Source organism: Bradyrhizobium sp. IC4059, assembly GCF_020193615.1.
GTDB classification, from domain to species: Bacteria; Pseudomonadota; Alphaproteobacteria; order Rhizobiales; family Xanthobacteraceae; genus Bradyrhizobium; species Bradyrhizobium yuanmingense.
The window spans coordinates 76,031-97,139 of sequence record NZ_JADYVH010000003.1; the positions used below are offsets into that span (position 1 = coordinate 76,031).

The 21,109-nt window shown below is 58.6% G+C and carries 18 protein-coding genes, 1 tRNA gene and 1 pseudogene; 12 read left to right on the forward strand and 8 right to left on the reverse strand.

Going from position 1 to position 21,109, the window contains the following annotated elements; translation table 11 throughout:
- Positions 1–426 carry a TonB system transport protein ExbD gene (gene exbD, locus I6F12_RS10840; RefSeq protein WP_225156188.1) on the forward strand — a complete coding sequence of 142 codons (426 nt, stop codon included), beginning with the start codon at positions 1–3 and terminating at the stop codon, positions 424–426.
- A complete protein-coding gene (locus tag I6F12_RS10845; protein WP_225156189.1) occupies positions 423–1,175 on the forward strand; it encodes an energy transducer TonB in 753 nt (250 codons plus the stop codon). The genes exbD and I6F12_RS10845 overlap by 4 nt, the downstream gene beginning before the upstream one ends.
- A 25-nt stretch (positions 1,176–1,200) precedes the next feature.
- Here I6F12_RS10845 and I6F12_RS10850 read toward each other — a convergent pair whose 3' ends face one another.
- Positions 1,201–4,125 (reverse strand): TonB-dependent receptor, encoded by a 2,925-nt coding sequence (locus I6F12_RS10850; RefSeq protein ID WP_225156190.1) that lies wholly within the window; start codon positions 4,123–4,125, stop codon positions 1,201–1,203.
- A 461-nt stretch (positions 4,126–4,586) separates the two neighbouring features.
- On the opposite strand from I6F12_RS10850, the gene mntR reads away from it, so the two are divergent.
- Positions 4,587–5,060 carry a manganese-binding transcriptional regulator MntR gene (gene mntR / locus I6F12_RS10855; RefSeq protein WP_225156191.1) on the forward strand — a complete coding sequence of 158 codons (474 nt, stop codon included), beginning with the start codon at positions 4,587–4,589 and terminating at the stop codon, positions 5,058–5,060.
- Between the two features lie 425 nt (positions 5,061–5,485).
- Positions 5,486–5,944: a restriction endonuclease gene (locus I6F12_RS10860; RefSeq protein WP_225156192.1), complete on the forward strand. Its 459-nt coding sequence runs from the start codon at positions 5,486–5,488 to the stop codon at positions 5,942–5,944.
- Positions 5,945–6,684: 740 nt separating this feature from the next.
- Here I6F12_RS10860 and I6F12_RS10865 read toward each other — a convergent pair.
- A complete protein-coding gene (locus tag I6F12_RS10865; protein ID WP_225156193.1) occupies positions 6,685–7,143 on the reverse strand; it encodes a hypothetical protein in 459 nt (152 codons plus the stop codon).
- A 328-nt stretch (positions 7,144–7,471) separates the two neighbouring features.
- Between I6F12_RS10865 and I6F12_RS10870 the strand changes: the two genes are divergently transcribed.
- The 4 genes from I6F12_RS10870 to I6F12_RS10885 all read left to right on the forward strand — a co-directional run bounded on the left by I6F12_RS10870 (position 7,472) and on the right by I6F12_RS10885 (position 13,024).
- Complete coding sequence (locus I6F12_RS10870; protein WP_225156194.1) at positions 7,472–9,814, forward strand: AAA family ATPase; 2,343 nt, start codon at positions 7,472–7,474, stop codon at positions 9,812–9,814.
- Positions 9,807–11,684: a UvrD-helicase domain-containing protein gene (locus tag I6F12_RS10875; RefSeq protein WP_225156195.1), complete on the forward strand. Its 1,878-nt coding sequence runs from the start codon at positions 9,807–9,809 to the stop codon at positions 11,682–11,684. The genes I6F12_RS10870 and I6F12_RS10875 overlap by 8 nt, the downstream gene beginning before the upstream one ends.
- A gap of 589 nt (positions 11,685–12,273) precedes the next feature.
- Positions 12,274–12,603, forward strand: coding sequence for a hypothetical protein (locus tag I6F12_RS10880; protein WP_225156197.1), 330 nt, complete (start codon positions 12,274–12,276; stop codon positions 12,601–12,603).
- A gap of 1 nt (position 12,604) precedes the next feature.
- Positions 12,605–13,024, forward strand: coding sequence for a hypothetical protein (locus tag I6F12_RS10885; RefSeq protein ID WP_225156198.1), 420 nt, complete (start codon positions 12,605–12,607; stop codon positions 13,022–13,024).
- Positions 13,025–13,417: 393 nt separating this feature from the next.
- Here the strand turns inward: I6F12_RS10885 and I6F12_RS10890 are convergent.
- From I6F12_RS10890 to I6F12_RS10905, 4 genes and pseudogenes are all read right to left on the reverse strand, one after another.
- A pseudogene (locus I6F12_RS10890) lies at positions 13,418–13,495 on the reverse strand (HNH endonuclease); the annotation flags it as partial.
- Positions 13,496–13,575: 80 nt separating this feature from the next.
- Positions 13,576–13,824 carry a hypothetical protein gene (locus tag I6F12_RS10895; RefSeq protein ID WP_225156199.1) on the reverse strand — a complete coding sequence of 83 codons (249 nt, stop codon included), beginning with the start codon at positions 13,822–13,824 and terminating at the stop codon, positions 13,576–13,578.
- 494 nt (positions 13,825–14,318) lie between these two features.
- A tRNA-Ile gene (locus I6F12_RS10900) sits at positions 14,319–14,394 on the reverse strand.
- Between the two features lie 641 nt (positions 14,395–15,035).
- Positions 15,036–15,524 (reverse strand): hypothetical protein, encoded by a 489-nt coding sequence (locus I6F12_RS10905; protein ID WP_225156200.1) that lies wholly within the window; start codon positions 15,522–15,524, stop codon positions 15,036–15,038.
- Between the two features lie 242 nt (positions 15,525–15,766).
- On the opposite strand from I6F12_RS10905, the gene I6F12_RS10910 reads away from it, so the two are divergent.
- Positions 15,767–15,943, forward strand: coding sequence for a hypothetical protein (locus tag I6F12_RS10910; RefSeq protein WP_225156201.1), 177 nt, complete (start codon positions 15,767–15,769; stop codon positions 15,941–15,943).
- Positions 15,944–16,172: 229 nt separating this feature from the next.
- On the opposite strand, the gene I6F12_RS10915 is transcribed toward I6F12_RS10910, so the two are convergent.
- Positions 16,173–16,361, reverse strand: coding sequence for a cold shock domain-containing protein (locus I6F12_RS10915; protein WP_225156558.1), 189 nt, complete (start codon positions 16,359–16,361; stop codon positions 16,173–16,175).
- 849 nt (positions 16,362–17,210) lie between these two features.
- Positions 17,211–17,603 (reverse strand): avidin/streptavidin family protein, encoded by a 393-nt coding sequence (locus tag I6F12_RS10920; protein WP_225156202.1) that lies wholly within the window; start codon positions 17,601–17,603, stop codon positions 17,211–17,213.
- A 749-nt stretch (positions 17,604–18,352) separates the two neighbouring features.
- Between I6F12_RS10920 and I6F12_RS10925 the strand changes: the two genes are divergently transcribed.
- The 3 genes from I6F12_RS10925 (at position 18,353) to I6F12_RS10935 (ending at position 20,980) form a co-directional block, all read left to right on the forward strand.
- Positions 18,353–18,892, forward strand: a complete 540-nt coding sequence (locus I6F12_RS10925) for a hypothetical protein (protein ID WP_225156203.1) — start codon at positions 18,353–18,355, stop codon at positions 18,890–18,892.
- A gap of 661 nt (positions 18,893–19,553) precedes the next feature.
- Positions 19,554–20,165, forward strand: coding sequence for a CDP-alcohol phosphatidyltransferase family protein (locus I6F12_RS10930; protein WP_225156204.1), 612 nt, complete (start codon positions 19,554–19,556; stop codon positions 20,163–20,165).
- 29 nt (positions 20,166–20,194) lie between these two features.
- Positions 20,195–20,980 carry a formyltransferase family protein gene (locus I6F12_RS10935; RefSeq protein ID WP_225156205.1) on the forward strand — a complete coding sequence of 262 codons (786 nt, stop codon included), beginning with the start codon at positions 20,195–20,197 and terminating at the stop codon, positions 20,978–20,980.
- Positions 20,981–21,109 lie beyond the last annotated feature (129 nt).

Consider the following 21,109-nt stretch of genomic DNA (forward strand, 5'->3'; position numbering starts at 1 on the left):
GTGGCGGTTAATCTCAGCCAGTCCGGCACCGAGCTCGCCGAGATCAACGATATCAACGTGACGCCGTTCATCGACGTCATCCTCGTATTGCTCATCATCTTCATGGTGGCGGCGCCGCTCGCCACCGTCGATGTCGCCGTGGACCTGTCGGCTTCGAACGCGCAGCCGCATGCGCGTCCCGATAAGCCGGTCTATCTCACGGTGAGGCCCGATCTTTCGCTCTTCGTCGGCGAGGCGACAGTGAGCCGCGCGGTGCTTGCCGCCGCGCTCGATGCCGCGACCGAGGGCCGGAAGGACAGCCGGATATTTTTGCGCGCCGACAAGGCCGTTCCCTATGGCGAGGTGATGCAGGTCATGAATGGCTTGCGGAGTGCCGGTTACCTCAAGGTTGCGCTGGTCGGCCTGGAGCAGTCGGCTGCGCCATGACGGTTCTTGCGGCTGAAGACGCCTCGGAGCTGAGGCGCTGGACTTTCTCGGGGCTTGTCGTGGTCACGCTGTACGGCGGTCTCACGGCCTCGCTGGTCGCATGGGGCGAGCCGGACTATCTGGAGCCGGACGAATCCTCCGGCGCGGTTGTTGTGGATCTTGCGCCGATGTCGGCCGCGCCCTTTACGATGCCCACAGATGTTGCGCCAGGCCCCGAGCAGACGCCTGCCGAGGCCCGACCAGAGGCGAAGCCCGACACGCCGGCACTGGAGGACACGCCGGAGGTGCCGCCGGCCCATAATCCCGAGGCTGTCGTCGATGCGCCGACCACGGCGCAGCCCGAAGCCGTGCCCGAGCAGCAGGCCGCCGCCGCCACGACGGCACCGGCTGCGGTTGCAGACCGCGTCGGGCCGGTGACCACGGCACTGACGCAGGGGCGGCCGGACCGCAAAGCGGAGCAGGCGATCGCCACCTGGCGTTCGCAGATCCTCGCCTTGATCGAGCGCAACAAGCGCTACCCGGAAGCCGCACGTTCCCGCCATGAGCAGGGGATCACGCAGGTCCGGTTCATGCTGGACCGCAAGGGACTGGTCAGCGATGCGCTGGTCACGCAAAGCTCCGGCTCCAGTGCGCTCGACAGCGAAGCTATCGCCTTGCTCCAGCGGGCGCAGCCGTTTCCTGCGCCGCCTGATACGTTTGCGGGCAAGTCGGTCGCCGTGAGACTGCCAATCCGCTTCACGGTCAAATAGCGGCCGGTTCAGTCTAACGGAGCCGTCAATTCCTCGCGAACAGGTGATCGGCGGCACCGAAGCGGTAGTTGACGCCGAGGCGCACCGCATCGGTCCTGACTCGCCCGTCGGTATCGATCAACGTCACCGCACCGTCAGGCAAGGTCGGCGTCGCACGGAGCGCTCCGAGATCGGAATGCTGGTAGTCCATCGTTCCGGTCCAGTTGCCCGTCAGCCTCATCTCGATGCCCGCGCCGACGGCCCAGCCGAGGCGGAACCCATCCACGCTGTAAGGTGTCGTGAAGCCAATGCCGGCAGCCGTCGTACCCGACACTGAGCCGGAGGCCGTGACGGTGCCAAAGCGAACGCCGGCTGAGACATAGGCGAGGGTTTCCGGGGTGACCGCAACGCCGATGCGACCCCGCACGGTTGCGAGCCAGTCGAATCGGTAGGAAAGTTCGGCCGACATCCGCGCCTCAAGCGGAGCCAGCGCCGGATTGCAGACCGCGCCCGGGCACGTGCTGGCGGAACGGCCGTGCTGGTCTGCGTAAGTGAAATCACCCTCGATGCCTGCGACCAGGCGGCCCGCAGTCCAGTCGTGGCCGGCCAGGATGCCGACGTTCGCATGATCGAGTCTTGCGACCGGCGTGTTGCCGAACAGCGGCGTCTCCGTCGCGGTTTCGATGAAGCCGGCATTGGTCTTTGCCGTGCCCCAGGCGTAGCCGGCATGACCGCCGGCATAGAAACCGCTCCAGCTCCATGCGGGCGCAGGAGTGGCCTTCGTGAAGAACGTTGCGTTCTGCCCGCGCGCCGCGCCGATCGGCGCATCGGCCGGCGCGTCAGCCCCGTACTTCATATTGAGGAACAGCTTGAAGGTTCTCCCGGGCAGCAGGATCTCGTCCTTGTGGAATTGCACTGAGTTACGGATGTTGGCGTTCAGCAGATTGTCGCCGACCAGGCCGGTTGCGATTTCGACCGGCCCCCAGGCCGACATCCGCCATCGCTGCCGGTGCTCGATCTGAACCTTGAGCAGGTCGTAGCCGTCAGTCGGCGTGTCAAACTCTGCAAGGTGGTTCTGCCTGAACGCATGCAGGTAATGGAGCCGCGCGTACCAATCGTCGTTGCGCCAGTAAACGCCACCGCCAGCCCGGATCGGCGGGATGCGCGGCACGTTGGTGCCGTCGGTGAAGGTCGCGCGCACGACATCGAACTGTCCCTCCACGCCGAAGATGCCGTTCGCGAGGGGCGCCACGTCCCATTGCCAGGTCAACTCGCCGCCGCGGAAGAGTGCATCGCCCTGCGAATAGGCGACCTGGATGTAGTCGCCGCTGCTGGCGGGCGCGCAGCTCGAAAAATCCGCATCGCAGAAATTGCCCGTCGCCCGGCCGTAGATGAAGTTGCTGTAACGGGTGTAGTAAAGATGGGCATCGAACCGGACATCGCCACGCGTGCGCGTCAGGCCGACTTCCACGGTGTTGGCGGTCTCGAGCGTCAGATCGGGATTGCCGATTTTGAAGGTCTTCTCGGAATCGTCGGGCCCGCCGGCAAACAATTCGAGCGGGCGCGGGGCGCGCTGGATCCGCTGCAGCGTGAGACTCGCCTGAATGTAGGAAGGGAGATCCTTGATCGTCCCGAAGCTGATGCTGGTCGGCAGGAAACTCGATCCGGATGGTGTGCTGCCCGGCTCGTTCGGCGGGGGCAGGTAGTTTGACGGGAATGCGAATGCCGTACCGGTTACCTCGACATGTTCGAGGCGGCCGGCGAGCTGCGCACGCAGAGTGTCGGTGAGCTTCAGTTCCTCCAAAAAATAGGTGGCGGCCGTCGTGGTTTGCGCCGGGCGCAGGATCGCCTGGCCGACCGTATCCAGACGCTGGTAGGCTCCCTGGGTGCCGACGATGCCCGTCAGAGCGCCGAACGGCGTCGCGAGCGGCTGCGTCTCGAACTCGAGCTTGCCCTCCGTCTGGCGATTTTTGAACGTTGCGCCGATGCTCTGGAAATCGCCGAGGACCGCGCTGTTGTTGACGACCTCGTCGTGCCGGTAGTCCGAAAAGCCAAGCCAATAGCGCACGGCTGCGAGGGCTGCTGCGTCGGGGCGGTATTCGCCCTTGCTCGCGATCTTGGTTTGCTCGAGCTGGTTGTGCTGCTTTGCCTCGGAGGTGGCGATGCCGGGGATGTGGTAGTCGCTTGTGAAGCGCGAGACCGACAGGCCGGCATAGCCGCCATCAAACAGATAAGAGCCGCCGATCGATGCGACCGCACTATGTGCCGCGGAGTTAGGTTGGCGTCCGTTGAATGTCGGCGCGGGATCGGGAGGAGCCAGATAGGGGTAGCTGGGGATACGATAGTCCTTCGCTCCGCGGCCGTAGACATCGGCATGCACGGCGGCATTGCCGCTTCCGGCGTCGAGCAGCAGGCCGCTTTCCCAGCCGCTGTCGACCGAGGTGATAGCCGATCGCAGCTCGGCGGCCATGCCTCCGATCGGCGCGGCGGTCGGGATGCGATTGTTGGTCACGTCGACGACGCCGCCGACCGCCTGCGACCCAAAGCGCAACGCGGCCGGCCCGCGAAGCACCTGCGCGCGCTGCAGCGCCAGCGGATCGATCGGCACGGCGTGATCCTGGGCGATGTCGGAGACGTCGACGGCGCCGACGCCGTTTTCCTGGATGCGGACCCTGGCATCCGACAGTCCGCGCAGGACCGGGCGCGAGGATTGGGTCGAGATACCGGCCGACGTGGCGCCGGGCGCGCTGAAGAATAGATTGCCGAAGCCCTGGGTGGGGCTCGACTGGATTTGACCACTCGTGATGGTGGAAGGCACGAAGGGCGGGTTGCCGGAATCCGGCGTCGTGGATTGGGGCGCCGCCGGCGCTGGCGGTGCCTCCGTCACGCGCCGGTCGATGGTCTCTCCGCGATTGGCACGGCGTACCAGCCTCTTCTGCCGGCCCTCGACCGTCACCAGCGGAATGTCCACATCGGCCGGCGAGCCGGATGACGCAGGCGAGGCGGCGGTGCTTGATGATTGGGAAGCAGGCGGTGCGGCCGCCTCGGATGGGGAGGATGTCGCGGGAGCGGCGGGCGCCTGCTGGCCTGGTCTCGCTTGCTCGGCCAGTGGAGCGGGCGTCGCCCCAGGTGAGGTTTGCTGGGCGTGAGCGAATTCGCTCAGACACATTATGACAATCGACGTCGTGCTCAGAAGAGCCGAGCGAGTTAAGCGAATGTGCATTTTCTATCCCCGCGGCAGCACCGCGGGCAAAGCGGCACTTAGTAGGTACACCAAAATGTAGTTAAAGCTACAAATGCGCAGCAAAAACTACAATGTCAAGCCTGTTGCAATTGCGAGGCTGTTGCAACAAGCGCGAAAGCAACTGCGTGAGCTTGCAATGTCGCTAGCGAGGGCTCATGGTCGGAGCTCTGAGATTCCGGATTTTTCACATGCGTCCAAAGCCTTCCGCGGCCGCGCCATCGCGTCATGCGCTTCCCACCGAGCAGGCGCAGGCGCGGCGTTTTGGCAAAGCTCGTTCGGCGCGTTCGACTGCGATCCTCGAGGACTATGTCGAACTGATTGCCGACCTGATTGATTCGACCGGCGAGGCCCGCGCCACCGATATTGCGCGGCGGCTCGGGGTGTCTCATCCGACCGCGATCAACACGATCACGCGGCTGAAGCGGGAAGGCCTCGTGGTGGCTCGTCCTTACCGCGGTATTTTCCTGACTGAGAAGGGTGAAGCGCTCGCCAAGCGGGTGCGCGCGCGTCACCGTCTGGTCCTGGAAATGCTGCTCGCGCTTGGCGTGCCTCGGGAGACTGCGGAGGCGGACGCCGAAGGCATCGAGCATCATGTTTCAGAAGCGACCCTGAAGGCATTCTCGGAGTTTCTCAAAGGGCCGCGGGTGAGGAAGGCTAGCTGACGGTCCATGACCCGCATCAATCGGCAGGCTTGCGGCTCTGCCGATGTTGAGACGTGGGCGCCGCGCGTCGGAGGAGCCGCCCGCTGCTGCAGCCGTGCCCGCATAGTGCTTTGATGCGTGGCCTGCAACAAAGCTAGCGCGTTGGCCACCCTTGCCGCGGCCCGTTTGATTGGCAGCTAAAATTTAGGGAGTGTTGATAAGAACCTTAGGGACGAGAACGACCAAATGCCCATGTACGAGCAGCCCTCATTTCGCGCCAGAGCGGCGGAGTTGCGGTAGAAGACATCCGCTCGTCCATTACGCTTCCTCCGGCCAGAGGGAAGGTCGTGTCTGGGGCAGACAGAAGGAGAAGTGGGGCGTGGCGTTGACGCCGCAGCGGTTGATCGACGCCAACGCGCTGTGCGACACTGATCCGGGAGGGTTCAATGGGCGCATGGAAGCAGTATCAGGAACACGCGGCAGCACTCTTTCGCGAGTTGGGTTGTGAAGCCACAACTGATCTCGAAGTGCAGGGTGTACGCGGGAAGCATCTCGTCGACGTCTCGGTCCGATTTTCCCGATTTGGTCTTCACCTACACTGGATCATCGAGTGCAAATTCTGGAAGAGTGCGATACCAAAGGAGAAGGTTCTCGCGCTCAAATCCATCGTGGAGGATGTCGGCGCCGATCGCGGGATTCTGGTATCTGAATCGGGCCACCAGTCCGGCGCAATCGAGGCCGCCCGACTGACCAACATTACGCTCATTTCTCTGGAGGGGTTGAGATCGGCGGCCCGTGCTGATTTGCTAGTGCTCGGTCTGGCGGACATTCAAAAGCGTGCGGCCCGGATGAGGGACTACGTCTTTTCTCTCCGAGACGACGAAGCATTCGTCAGGCTATTCTGAGAGTAAAATGCGAGCGGGTATCCACGGTAACCTGGCTCTTAGTATTGGCGGTGCTGTTTCGATTATTGGCATGAGTCTTGAGCAGGCCATGCTTGGAAGATTTCCGGCTCCGTTACCGGTGTTGAACGGTGGGGAGAGGTTAGTCCGCGCGAACAATCGGGACGAATTTGTTGCTGCAGCGTCAGACCTTCTTGACAGGCTCGATGCTCAGATTGCTGAGCTAAAGGGAGAAGCGTCGTCAAAATAGCGGGTCGTGGTGGACCGGCCTTTATGGCTTCGCTCACCGAGCCCTCGGTCGCAGCGCTTTGGGTGACAATCCTTCGCGCAAGGTTATGTTGAGCGCTTCGCTGGGGCACTCGCTGAAGGGCCCCCTCCGCAAACCGACGTAGCATCGCCGCAACACCATCCGGGAAACGATCCGACGTCCAAGTCATGCAATTCGGCGTGCTTCGCGCGTCCCATCAGGTTGATCGCGACGGACGCCCGAGATGTGAAAATGGATGCAGCCGGATGATCATGAAGCAGGTGACGACCGTAAATTGGGGCCAGCCGTCAAGCCGAAATCGTCGACATGAGCCGAAGGTCTTAGAGGGCTGGAACATTTCGTTGTCAGGGTGGCGTATTTGCGTGCTGGACGATCCCGTAGTTTCTTCATGAGCATCCAAAACTCAAAAGCCTACTCGGATTGCTAGTTCACTCTGCTCCTCGAATCGATGGCGGCGCCTAGGTCAGCCGCTCGATCATATCGGCCGCCACAGTGATGTGGCTGCTGCATTGGCTGAATGCCATATCATTTGCGGTTCGGTCATCGCTTCGATGTGCTTTCTTTGCTCGGGCGTGTTCGCTTCGATAAAGGCTTTGCGGAGCTCGATAATCCAGTTTTCGATTGTGCCCTGCTTATCGCCGTGAGCGATAGAGTTGCGCAAGTCGTTTCCGACTGCGAGCAACTTCCAGAGTTCCTCATTCATCTCTTTCACGAAGAGCTCTTTGGCAACGTACATCTTGCCGGCAAATTTCCGGCCTCGCTTTCGTCGCTTGCCCGCGGTCAGCAAATAATTGAGGGCCTGTTCGGCAGCCAAGTGACCTTTGAGGACGGTGACAATCCGCTCCTCGTACGCCTTGATCCGTTCTGTGGCTTGCCGATGGGCTTCCTCAAACATCGTCTCTTGTTCGGTCGGTTCTTGCTCTTCCAGCATCACTCAATTTTCAACGTGTGCCACGGCACGGAAACGAGCCTCCCGCGACCGTCGGCAATCAGCGTCTGTGACGCGTCTATCATCTCGCGCAGCATTGATGCGAAGGTGGTGTGCTTGCTTCGATGGACGCCGGCCGTCGAATCTCAGGCGATCAGACAACATGCCCGAAGATCACCCAATCTGACATCGGGAGGTCCATCAAGGCCTTCGGCGGTCCAACACTATTCGATGGTTGATAGCGTATCCACAACTATTCGGATACAATGGGCGAGTTGACCTATTATAGATAGTAGACATCAGAATATGCTGCCCCCTTAGGAGGGACAGCGACATGTACTTGAGTCTCATCGAAGTCGTCAATTTCAGAAAGCTGCTTTCTGTCCGGATCGACCTTGCGGAAGAAAAGACCCTATTCGTTGGGGCAAACAACAGCGGTAAGACGTCGGCCATGCTGGCGATGCGGCGTTTTCTCATTCCAAGGCAACGCCAATTTCAAGTCCATGACATCACACTTGTGCACTGGGGGGCGCTGAACAAGATCGGGGCAGATTGGATGGCGGCGCGCGCTGGCGGAACCACACCAAACCTCAGCCTCGATATCTGGACACCGCACCTCCCCGCGATCGATGTTTGGCTACGGGTCGCTCCAACCGAACTTCACCACGTCAGCAAGCTGGTGCCAACGTTGGATTGGAGTGGCGGTTTGCTTGGCGTCCGATTGAGACTGGAGCCGAAGGATCCCGTAGAGTTTCACAAGGCCTTCGTGCAGGCGATGACGGACGCGGCTGCCATAAGAGGGGCTGGCGCAGGGGCTTCGCCGGAATCTGAAGGGGACGAGCTGAAGTACCTTACAGTCTGGCCGGCCGACATGATGGATTTCCTGGCGCGTCGGTTAAATCAATATCTAACTGTAAGATCCTATCCGCTCGATCCATTGAAGCTTGTCGAGCCCGCGAACTCCATTGCCGTACCTCAGCAGCTCGCGCCGGTCGTTCCCGCGCTCGACGGTGATCCACTCGCCGGCCTGATACGAGTAAACGAGATCAACGCTCAGCGAGGATTTGGCGGCACACAGAATGAGCGAGAGGACGAAGATGGTCTTACGACACGCTCGCCAGGACGCTTATCCGAGCAGCTGCGGGCCTATTATCGAACGCATCTCGATCCCTCTGAATACCCGGAAGCGAGTGATCTGGATGCGCTTCGAGCGATCGAAGCCGCCCAGCAAGCGTTCGACCTCCGCCTCACCGAAAGCTTCAAAGGCGCCTTCATGGAGGTCGAGAGGCTTGGATACCCCGGGGTCACGGATCCCAAGCCGCGGGTAGCGACCCGAATACATCCTGTAGACGGTCTGAACCATCAGACCGCCATTACCTTCGAAGTGGACGTGGTACGCGAAGGCGGTGAATTGGTGCCGATCGCAAGATTACCGGAGGCAAACAACGGCCTCGGCTATCAGAACCTTATCTCCATGATTTTCCGCCTGATGAGCTTTCGCGACGCGTGGATGCGGGTTGGCAAGGCTGCACGTAACCCCAACGCGACTGAATTCGAGCCCTTGCATCTCGTGCTTGTTGAAGAGCCGGAAGCGCACCTGCACGCGCAAGTCCAACAAGTATTTATCAAGAAAGCATACGACGTTCTCCGGGCGCATGAGGATTTGCGTTCCAGCACTTTGCTGAGGACTCAGCTAATTGTGAGCACGCATTCCAGTCACGTCGCTCACGAAATCCAGTATGATTGCTTGAGGTACTTCCGACGCCTTCCTGCGGGCTTGAACGGCATTGCGGTTCCCGTCTCCATCGTCGTGAACCTCACCAATGCGTTCGGAAAGTCGGATGAGACATCGCGCTTTGTCGCTCGTTACCTGCGTGCCCAGCACGCGGATTTATTCTTTGCCGATGCTCTTATCCTTGTCGAGGGAACTGCCGAGCGCGTTTTACTTCCTCACTTCATTCGCCGCGGCTTCCCAAGGGTGGACCAAGGGTATGTCACCATTCTCGAGGTCGGCGGTAGCCATGCGCACAGGCTGAAGCCGCTCGTCCATCACCTAGGGCTCACCACATTGGTGATCACAGATCTCGATGCCCAGGGGAAGAAAGTGACTCCTGCAACGGAGTCGACCAAGGAGAAGATCAGCTATCACGCCGCCCAGCCGAAGCTGGGCGCCGGGCTTACGACGAACAACGACACGCTCAAAACCTGGTTGCCGCAGAAATCGAGCCTTGATGAGTTGCTGGATGGAACCGTAATCAAGAAGCTTCCGGGTGATCTGATGCACGAGGTCTGCGTGGCGTACCAAACGCCGGTCCAGGTCATTTGGCCAGAGACCGCCACGACTGCGCAAGCTGCTCTGCCTTACACATTCGAAGATGCGCTCGCGTTTGAGAACATGGCGTTCTTCGGGCGCTTGGAAGGCGCGGGCTTGGTCCGAAAGTTCAGAGAGGCGATTGCGGGAGCAACGGACGTCGCAAAGATCGGAGAACAGCTGTTTGAGGCTCTCCGAAACAATGCGGACAAAGGAGCCTTTGCACTGAATATTCTGGTGGCGGAGGATTTCGAAAGTCTCAAGATCCCGCGCTACATCGGAGAGGGGCTTGAGTGGCTGGATACTCAACTGAGAAGAAAGCAGGTTGAACTGCTCTCGACGGAACCGGAGTCCACAGATGCCTGACCATCTACGCAGCGAAGATGATCATCGCGATTCAGACGCCGATCGGGTCATTGCGACGTGCTTGGACTTGGACCATCCCAAAAGCTTCTTTCTGTTTGCCGGTGCTGGCTCGGGAAAGACGCGTTCTTTGGTGGAGGCCATCAAGCACATAAGACAGAGTTCTGGACGGCGTCTGGCGCTGTCCCGGCAAAAGCTCGGTGTCATCACCTATACCAATGCGGCTTGCGACGAGATTCTTCGCCGATTGGATTATGATCCGCGCATTGACGTCTCGACGATACATGCCTTCGCTTGGTCCTTGATCTCCGGGCACAATGAGGACATCCGGTCGTGGGTAAGGACGTCATTGACGAAACGAATTGCGGAGCTTGAGACAATAGTCGCCGGTACGAAGAATCGGTCGACCAAGACCTACCAAGAGAATGTCCGTTCGCTTGAGAGCCGGAAGCGGCGTCTGACCGCTCTCGATGGAATAGTGAAGTTCGTTTACAGCCCGACTGGAGACAATCGGACCCGAGACGCTTTGAACCACGCTGAGGTGATTGGCATCACATCAGAGTTTCTCACGTCAAAAGGTACGCTTCAGCGTCTCTTGATTTCGCGATACCCGATTTTGCTGGTCGACGAGAGCCAGGATACGAACCGTCACCTCATGGAAGCTTTGCTGAAAGTTCAGCGTGATAATGCGGAGCATTTTGGGCTCGGCTTACTCGGGGACACGATGCAGCGCATCTACGCCGATGGTAAGGTGGATCTTGGCCAGGGCCTGGACGGCTGGGTCTTCCCGCGCAAGGCTATGAACCATAGGTGTCCTCACCGGGTCATCCGCCTGCTTAACCGCATTCGCAGCGAAGTGGATGACGTCACCCAGATTGGGCGCGCGGACAAGCCGGAGGGACACGTCAGGTTGTTCGCGGTTCAGGAAGCCGACAGCGATAAGCAGCGCGTCGAGCAGCATGTCGCCAATAGAATGGCGGAAGTCACAGGCGATCCAGCCTGGAAAGATCAGCCTCGCAACTTCAAAACGCTGACTTTGGAACACCATATGGCGGCGGTGCGGTTTGGCTTTGCCGAGATGTTTCGCCCGCTCTATCGCGAAAACCGCGTTCAGATCTCGCTTCTCGAAGGAACGTCTCCGTCGTTGAATTTCTTCAGTCGACAGGTGCTGCCGGCAGTCAAAGCGCTGCGGTCAGATGACGCGTTTGCCCTCGCCAGCATTGTTCGCCAGTCTTCACCTCTGTTAGCTCCGGACGCTCTCAAATCAGGGGGCAGCGAGCAGCTCAGACTTGCGAAGAACGCGGCAGATGCTCTGCTCGCGTTATTCGCTTCGTCGCACAAGCCGACGTTCCGGGAAGTGCTGGAGAATGTTGCGGCCAGCGGGCTCTTTGATGTTCCGGAGGCGTTGGCGCCGTTTGCGGCGCCGGACGATACTTTTTCGGATGAGAATGATGAACGAGAGCCCGGAGAAGTCTTGGCCTGGCGCGAGATGCTGAACACCAACTTCGAGCAAATTGAAGCCTATGACGAATACGTCAGCGGAAGATCACCGTTTGGTACACATCAAGGCGTGAAGGGGCTCGAGTTTCCGCGCGTCATGGTGGTTATAAGTGACGAGGAGGCGCGGGGCTTCCTGTTCAAATACGACAAGCTCTTTGGCGTTGAACCGCCCAGCGATACCGACCGCAAGAATCTGGCCGCCGGTTCGGAAATCAGCAACGACAGAACCCGGCGCCTCCTCTATGTCACGTGTAGTCGGGCGGAGGAGAGCCTGGCCATCGTATGCTATACAAAGGCGCCCGAGGAGCTGGTGCGCAACGTCGTCGAGCGGGATTGGTTCGCAAGTGGTGAAGCCGAGGTGGTTGTCATTTGATCTGTGAACAAAGTGATTTTGCCGATGCGGCCATCCGAGATTGCCTGGCGGGACAAGCCCAGCCGACGGCTGGGCACATCGGGCAGGGGCGCGGCGAGGCGTTTGCCGGCGCGGATGTAGACTCGGCCTCAAGCTAATCCCGATATGTAGTGTACTGTTGCGTCGATCGATCGTCTGTCCGACGCACGAGAATCAATGTGCTTGGGGGTAAATGCCCGCAACTGCCTTTTCAGTCAGATTCGCCCGCGAACTCGATGTAGACCAGCTCGCGGTGTTGATGACAGGCCAAAGTCCGAGCGGAACGAGATGGAGCTGAGCTTCTCAGCGCGTCAGGCGACGCGATCTGCGCCGACATCCAGTGCTCATCGTGCGGTAAGTTCGGTGCTCGTGTGGTTCGCTCCGCAAGGTCGCGCGCATCGAGGGCCATTCTCCGGCAAGCGCACTTCAGGTTCGTCGATCCCAATGGCGGCAACGCCCACCACCCATTCTGCGAGTTCTACGGCGATGACGAGGATCGATCCGCGCAGGTAAGCCTCCTCGACTTTGGTTCGGAGAAAAGCACAGAAACAAGGGCCGTGAGGCTGCTCGTATGCAAGGTATCGAGCAAGGGTTATTTGACCAGCGGCGTATTCGGGACATGCGCCAATGGTTTTTCGATCTCAAGTCTGCCAGCCGCTTCACCCTCACAACATCGCCGGAGGCGATTTCCTGGACGCGAGCACTCCATCGTCATCCCAGTTACCAGCGTTGGACATTTCACCCATCTCAGGCGGAATTGCCCGCATTCAATTGGAGAGCCGCCGCCAAATATCAGTTCACCGAAGATCATCAGCATCTGTTCGAACTGATAAAGTTTGTGCCAATCGACGACGGGATTTGTCGACACGCGAGAACTACTTCGGAAGCACTATCAGCGTGAGGTGTTCGATCCGACTGTACTCCAGCGCTACTACGACGCAGCGATCTCGCTTGCTGCCTTCGTCGCGGTGAATGGCGGAATCGATATTGGTAAAGTCCGTCCTGAGTCTTTTAAGTTAAAGGTAGCATCGGTCGCATTGCTTGCTTTGTGCGCCTTGGTGCTGTTCGTCTCGAATTGGGATATGAATGCTGCCATCACAGCCTTCTCCAGGCTGTTGTTGGCGCGGGCGGCGAGTGATCTCACGGTCGGTAACGTGATCGGCCTAAACCCTTTTCACGAGTACGCGGCGTGGCGGGTTCTTATCCTTTCTGGGCAAGTGGCTGCCAAAAGCGCCGGCGAACTGGACTACAATCGCCAGCTTGCCGCAACCGAGGCTGCGCTTCGTGAGCAGCATCGTCGATGGAAGGCGCAGCAGTCCTGAACAGGAGCAGGGCCGCACCCGAGTGGGTACCATCAGCGCAGCCCGATTGTGATCATTTTCTCGGCGAAGCAAGCGAACGAGCCGCGGATGCGCGTCGCCTCACAATTTTTCCGATTTTGGTGATCGGGCCGATGGCCTGGTGGAACCTCGATTAGGAAGTCGGCTTTTTCACCAGTTGACACAGCCGACCGAGCGACTTGGAACCTTCTTCTTCATCAACGATTAACCAAGGTCGGCCGTTGAAAGACGGAGCGGCGCCCGACACCAATATGACAAGTTGGGCTCGGTCGCATGGTGTCGTCCCGATATGCCCGATCAGGCTTGCAACACGAGACCCTATGAGTCGCACCCCATCACAATTCAACAACAACAACAAACAACAAGCGGCCTCGCTTACGGATCCGGCTCCGTATCCCAGTAGAGATAGTCCAGCCAGTCGCCGTGGAGGTAGCGCGGCGGGAACATTCGGCCGGCGCACGGTGCCGGAATACGCTAGTGATGAAGGCTTTGCTGGGGCAATCGGCGCGCAGTCCATCGCCGATCGCCCCACGTCATGTCGCCTGTCGACAGGGGCGCGCTTGCTCCTCAGAAGCCACCTGTTCGGCCCAGTTGTCCAGGGACGCATCGGCCTTCCGGAAAAGCGCTGCGTGGATCGGGTCATGGAGCATGATCTGCTTCAGAGTTTGGCCTGCGATCGAATCCTTGAACGCGACCTGATGACCGAGGGAGTCTAGGCTGTGCAGGCCGAATTTGTGCCTGAGGAGCCGTACATCGTCGCTGTGGAGGTGACCGAGAAACATCTGTGGCTCTCGCGCGGTGTCGTGGCAAACCGCCCAGCCCGGCGGGCCTGAGGGCATTCCGCGTCGCTGCCATCCCTTCTCTGAATAGAAGACAGGGAAGGGCGAATGCTTCTCCAATGAGGTCCTCACTGGACTCGCGGCTGCTCAAATTCACCATGTGGAGAACGACGCGCCCGGCCTCCACCATCGCGCGAAACGTGATGTCGGCGACCTCCTGCTCATGGAATACGAACTTCATCGGAGACTTCATCACAGCTTCTTCCTCGAGAGGTCTTTGAGTGGGATCCGGGATATGCAAGGCACGGGATTTGGCTGAATTGACCCCCTCTCTTTTTTCGAACCCCAGAATTGGAGAAACAATCGAGGCAAAATTCGAAAGTTCTTTGAGGAGGATCTTCGATCGAGTCGTTCTCAAAACGAAATCGAGTGGTTCTTAAAGCGGAAACCGAGTCGTTCTCAAAGTGTCCGCACAAAGGAGTAAGTAAGAAAAAAGTTGGTGGGCCCGGCAGGACTCGAACCTGCAACCAGACCGTTATGAGCGGCCGGCTCTAACCATTGAGCTACGGGCCCCGCTGCGGGCGACCGCTGAAAGACAGCCCGGAACGGTGCGCGGGCTCCTTTATAGGGTGACAGGCATTCTGGCAACGCCAAAGAAGGGCTGATCGAGGTCACGCGAACAGGCTGACTGACCGGGTGAGCTTCTCGTCGCGCTCCAGCGCAAGTGCCGGCACCGCCTCAGCATGGCATGCCGATCCGATATCCCATGCGTCCGGTATCGAATCTGACCAAAACCGTGGTTGCTGTGCCGCCCTTCTTCGCCGCTCGTTAGGTTGCGAACAAGGTCGCGGCAGGAGCGCTCACGGTCACCGGAGATTACGGCTATCACCGGGGCCCGATCAGGGCCGCTTATCAGCATGGATCGGCTTTTTCGGCCGTAAGCCTGCGCCCGGAGCTCTTCGCCTGAGGTCCATCAAATAGGTTCGCCAATCGCTCTGGGAGGAAAAATCATGCACGTTGCACATCAATCACCGACGTGTGATTGGTGCTTTGGTCTCCTCACGCACCTCAAATCCCGGGGATGTCGTGTTAACCTTCCCTTTTCGGATCTACGTCTTATGGCCATCGGCGATGATGTTTTCCGACATACACTCGCGGCGGCGCTCTTTTCTCTCGTCAAGGTCCCCAGCGTTCCGAAGCCAGTAGAAGCGCTTTCAGTCTTGCGTGAGCCCGAACTCGCTCGCCCGGAACCGATCTTGTGTCCACTGCCTCAGCGCATCATCGTTGAGTCTCGAGCTAACCAGGGCGTTCCATTTCTCACCTGCCTCTTTCCACTTTACTCTCCGATCCGGAAGAGTCCGCAGCAACCGGAATGCGCTAGTTGCAATCTTGCTTGGCTCCTTATCTTCAGCTGCGTCGCGGATCACGTCGAAGACTTGCTCCGGGAAGATCCATCCAGCACCCGTAAAACGGTCGGCAAATATGTACTCGAATGAAGCGCGAAACGCGACGGCGCCTAAAGCATCCTCGTGTTCCGTGCCTGCACTACGCACGTCAAACCATTGCAGCAGTCTTCGAACAGCGGCTGCGGGGGCAAACTCGCGATCACCTAGAGTCAGAGATACGAACATGTACGCGATGTCCGATTGCAGTTCGTCGTCCAGGGAAAGATACCAATGTTTAATCGCCTCAATAGGTGACATGAAACAGCCGCAAGAATAGTGGAAGAATAGGGCGCACGATCTAGCCCGCTTGTTCCAGTGCTGCCATGACTCTCAATTCAATGTCTGATGATCTGCGTGCGACAAAGTCGCTAACATACTCCTGCGACTAGCCGTGCCGCATCGAGGGCGCTATCCGCAGCCCCATCGCGCTTCTTTGCAAAATCACAGCCTCCGAACACAAAAGGATAGGAAGAGACGGGGAACAGGTGTAACTCCGGTCGATGAAAACATTTCGGGCGGTTGTCCTCACACTCGAGGGCGAAATCATTCTGACGATTGGTTTAGTTTGTGCCACCGAGGACGAAGCCAAGGCACGTGCTGAGGACCTGCTCGAGCACGATCCTGTAGAACTCTGGGATGAACCGCGCAGAATTGCGCGCTTCGAGCCCGAGCACTAGCCAGCCTCGCACGGGCACGGCTTCTCATCGTCTCTCCGAACAAGATGCAGAAAACGATCGGCGAAGCCTGGAGATTCGACGCAAATATGCGTTCTGTGCTTTTTGTTGCGCAGACGGCATGGTCTGTAAGGCGCGTGCAACATGGCAAATGCTTGAGATGGACTTCACGCGGGCCGAATGGAGCGGCTGCAGCGAGAGTTTTCTTCCGGCCGCAGCTGAAGGGCTAAAATCATCCGATGCGCAGATTTTCTGCGGACACTTTGCCTGAGCTGGCTGTCTTGAACCCGAAGCTGATCCGGGCGTAGCCGGCCTTCTCAACCGCCTTGATTTGCACGAATAAGTCGACTCCACCATGATCAGGCTTGATGATGCCGTAGCCCTTCGTCGCGTTAAACCACTTTAACGTGCCAGCCGCCACGTCAGTATCCCCAGTTAAATGACCGCGATGTAGCTGTTGTTTGCGCAACGATCGATTCCTTACCTGGTGGGTGCACGTGACAATCGCAATCCGCTTTGCGGTCTATGGCGGGTGGCGTTCGCGCCCGGCCGGCCGATTGCGGCGGCGATGTCTGCGACTGGCATTGCGGCGTCCCGACGTCAGAGGAGACGCGGGAAGTTTACTTGGGAGAGGCGTCTCGATCGTGTCTTCGAGCGCTCGCTCCTGAGTGATCGTCACCACCGCACGTTCCAGTGAAGCAAGAAAGGCGCGTCCCCCTTCTGTTATGATCCAGTGCCCGGAGTCTCGCTCAACCAATTTCTGCCCGAAAATATTGAGACCTGGTGCCCGCTCGGCCAATCGCTTCATGCGAGCCGTCCACTCCGGGCCGCTGGTGTAGAACACTGTGAGGTAATTCTTTAGGACGGCGAGACTGGCGCGGCCCTCCGGTTGGCCGGCGAGAATTTTAAGTATCGAGAGCTGAAAACTCACATCCGTCAACCAAACGCCGCAACACGAACGCCGTATATATATTAGCGGCACCCCTTCTGGGCCCCGCGCTCCGTTTCAAAACGAGAACATGAAGAGTAATGCTAAATGCGCGGAACGTCCCACAGTCTGGATACAAGCTTAAACTGCCGTTTCGAATCCGGGAAGGGGCCTTTTGATGTTATTCATCGGCTACGCCGGAACATTGGGCTGCCAAGCATCCAAGCTGATTGACGCTGGACAGCCCAGAGCTTTACGAAAGGCAAGCCTCAACGTCTCACAGCGACCAGCCAAATTCGCGAGAGCGCCAGTCGAAGGTCGCGACGTGCAAGAAGAGTGAGACTACCATACGCGCGTGAATGTATCCGCGCCCTTCAACTTGCCGGGCTTGCCGTTCTGGTCAACGTAGAACAGGGTCCATGACGTTGGCATTCTGGAGCCATTAATTTTGCCAACCCAGCGGGTAAAGGAATTGCACTGGGCAAAAGTGACAACAAAATACAACCCCCTGGGACTAACCGCTCCGGATGCTGGATAGGAGATGCCTTGGCACGCAAAACCAAGCGCGTGGTTTGTGAAAGTTCCTTGTATTGCCCCGCTGTTGGCGGACAAAACGAACAGGTCTGAACCCCGTTCATTCTTCCAGAATGAAGGAGCAGGAAGACCCTGCGCGGTGGCCTCGCTCGATACCATGAAGCATTGGGCAAGCAGCAAAAGTCCTAGAAGTCTTTTCATATTCAAACCTCGGAAGAAGTCGCGTAAGGGTAGCAACATAGATCGTGTAATTTGGTACAACTTGAGGTGACATTCGCTGCCTTATCCTGCATTCGGCAGTGGAATGCGGCGCATATACCCGAAATCGCGCCGGATCCCGGCGCCCTACGGCCTGAATCCCCCGAATGATTGGTCGCGCCGGCGGCGCGGTAAGCCGATGCTCGGCTACTTTGATGTGAGGCAAGCGCTCCCGGTCGCCGAAACGGTCGGCGCGGTGCGGAACCAGAGGATGAGAGCGACATCGGTTTTTTTGCGATCTTCGCCAATTGCGCGCCGATTTTCTGATCATCGAAAGCAAGTTTGAAGGTCTCCCGGCGTCTCGCAAGCAACCGGCTGACTTCCACCACCTCGCATCAGTCCTCGCTGGGTGCGTTAAGCCCCCCGTATCCATCCGTTTTCGCCGCTGGATCGGCAAAGCCATAAGAAGGTTTGCGTTTACAATAGAACACTCCGCGGGGAGAGATCGTGGGAGTCCCGAGGAAAGTCATCCGTCATCTTGGTGTGTCAGTGCTCACTTAACCCCGCCGATTCATGGAGTTTCAACGGCAAGGAAGTTGCCGTAACAGCAGCAAGGTAGCGCTGGCTCTCGGAGCACGCCGTGAACTGAGCTTGAGCACTGGCAATATTGGGCAAAGAGGTGCTGTCGCCGACAGTACCACTTGACGGTTGGCCGGTATGGCGTCAACGAGAAATGCCAATAGGAACTGGACATGGATGTGATTGATCAAGCGAACGCCTCGGAGTTGCCGCCCGACTTGCACAGGCCTTCAAGCCGCTTTTCTTGGATCCTCGTGCTTTTGGCCGTCTCCATCGGCCTGTGCGCTGGGGGTGCCTATTATTGGACTAGCGCCGAGACATTTTCCGGGACGTCATCGGCGCGTGAAGCTGCTCAGATGACAGGCTTGTCACACGAAGAAAAGGAAGCTCTCTGGGAGATCCGATTGGGACAACAGAAGGCGAGTGATGAGATTGAGAAGGCAAGTGATGGAATTGCAGAGCTCAATCGCAACATGGGTGCGCAGCAAGCTGATTTGAAGCGGATGGCCGACCAGATCGAGGCATTGAAGGCCAAGATCGAGTATTTGCAGAATTCACCGGTCCCTACATCTGTGCCCGAGGCTCCTTCTCCACCAGCAGCCCGTCCTGTATCGAGGCCGGTGAAGAGAATGGTCGAGCCCTCTAAGTCAGAAGGCCCAATCTCGGTCGGGGGTGCGCCGCTAATTGCTGATCCCGGCTCCGACCAGCGTTGATACACTCAGTGTTGTCGCGGGCGCTTCAGCCTTCCGGCCGGTCGGCCGAGCCTCAGTCGATTTTTCTGCGTCTTTTGAGTTCGAGAGATCAAAAGGTCGAGGGCTGCTTCAACCAGCAGTCCGACGAATGGCGTTGCCGTACAGTTTAGGTCGTCAGGCCGAGGTCGGCGCGTATCCGGCAGAGCTGTGCTGTGCAAGATCCGGGAGTCGCAATCAACTGCGCGAGCCGACTGGCGCGACGAGCGTGGGCACACGCAGGCGCCGCAAGCCGCACTCGAATGACCGAACCACAAGCTGAGGAGCGGCACGTTGATTTGGTCATCGCGATTGACGGCACCATCCTGGGGCGTTTCGCGGCATTTTGCGTCTTTGCCTAGGACGAGTCAGGGAGTGCTCCTCGCGGTCGGTCCTTTGGAGCGTTTGAATTTAACCCTGTATAGGTGAAGGGGCAAGCTAGCCGATGCTCGGATTCGTCTCGTCTCAGCTTCGCGCGACGGAAGAGTGGCCGTCTTAGCTCGAGGAACCATTAAGCGCGCCTGTTAGAACTGGTAGTTTGCGGACCTGGCGGACCTCGCCCAAATTAAGCGTAGTTGCGGTGCGCAAGCGGCCGCAAGGGCGTGATTGCGATCGCCTTCGGCAGAAACAACAATATCGAGGTCCGATGATCGCCTTCCTATCTGACCGCGCAAACGCCGTTACTGCCCTGGGGATCCTTTGTTCTGGAGCAGCGATGGGGTTAGTAGTGAGAGGGCACCAGGAGGCAGGAATAGCGCTCGGACTCTGGGCCATTATCGCTGATGATGTGGATGGCGAAATTGCCCGGCGTACCAAAAATCGAACGATGGCCACCAAAGCCATTGGTAAAGCTCTCGATGCGTTCTCGGACCTCATCTTTGGATCAGTCATCCCGGCAATTGTCATAGCATCTTTCATCGATCTGCCAGCATCTGCGGTATTCACAGCCTTCATGATATTGATCGGAGCTCTTCGCCTGGCATATTTTGACTATTTCGGATTGGACCATCGCGGTTATTCGACCGGTCTACCTCTCTCTTACGCTCTGCCAGTGCTCGCGGCGATCTTGCTAGTTGACCACACGGTTGCGCCGCTTGAGTTAGGCATCGTTCTTCCTGCCTTCTTTGTGCCCCTATCATTGCTCCACATCGCACCGTTCAAGATCAAAGCCTCAGGCACTCTTGTGCATGTGCTCACGATCGGCTCAGCGATCGCTGGGTCCGCCGGACTGCTGATGACGAGTAGAGTGGGCCAATAATCGGGTTTGCAACGTCACAAGGGCGAGAAATGGCGAGCCTAACTAACGGCGTGGTATTTGCCGGAACCAGGGGACTTGCGACCCGCTGTCTTCTGTTTGTCATTGAGACCTGCGGCAAAGACCGCATCGCCGGCGTTCTCGGCACTTCCCGGTACGAGAAAACATGGTGGCGGCATGAAACCAGTGAGGAGCTTTGGCAAGTCGCAGATCGCTTCGGGATACCGTTTTTCGAGTCGATGGACGATGTTCCTCCTCTCGGAAAATTTCTCGTCAGTGTCATGTGGAACAAAATCTTCCCCGCCCGAATCCTCGCGGGCTTTGATCGAGGAGGCATTAATCTTTATACGGGCCCACTCCCCGAATATCGCGGCAGTTTTGCGCGGACGCATGCCATACTCAATGGCGAGAAGAGCTTCGCGGTGACTGTCCACGATCTCTCGGAGCGAGTGGGCAGGGGCGATATTATCGGCGAGTTGCAATTCCCCGTGCTGCCTTCAGAGACAGCTCTTTCTTTGGATACCAGAGCCCAACTTTATGGCTACGCGCTGTTCTGCCAGGTGTGGCTGCGTTTGTTGGACGGATCGGCTACCCGTCGCTCCCAAGACGTGTTGATCGCTCAAGATAAGCGCAAGCCTTGCTTCTATCCAATGCGCATGATGACCGCACTCTTGGATTCCTCGGACGTTCCACGCAGCGCCGAAGAACTCGATCGGCTCTATCGCGCTCTATATCTTCCACCACGGATTGAGCCTCCGAAGTGGCTCGTGGAACGAGACCTGGCCGATGAGGTTCGGACGCGCGTTCGTGGTGTTTAGCCTCTAAGGGTCAGGTTTGACTTGGCGCGCAGCGCGGCAGGTAAACCTACTATTTGAGCTCGCGCTTTTCGAGGAGGTCAACGAAGGCCAGTTTGTTGCCAGCACACTGCGGCTCCGCGACCTGACCGT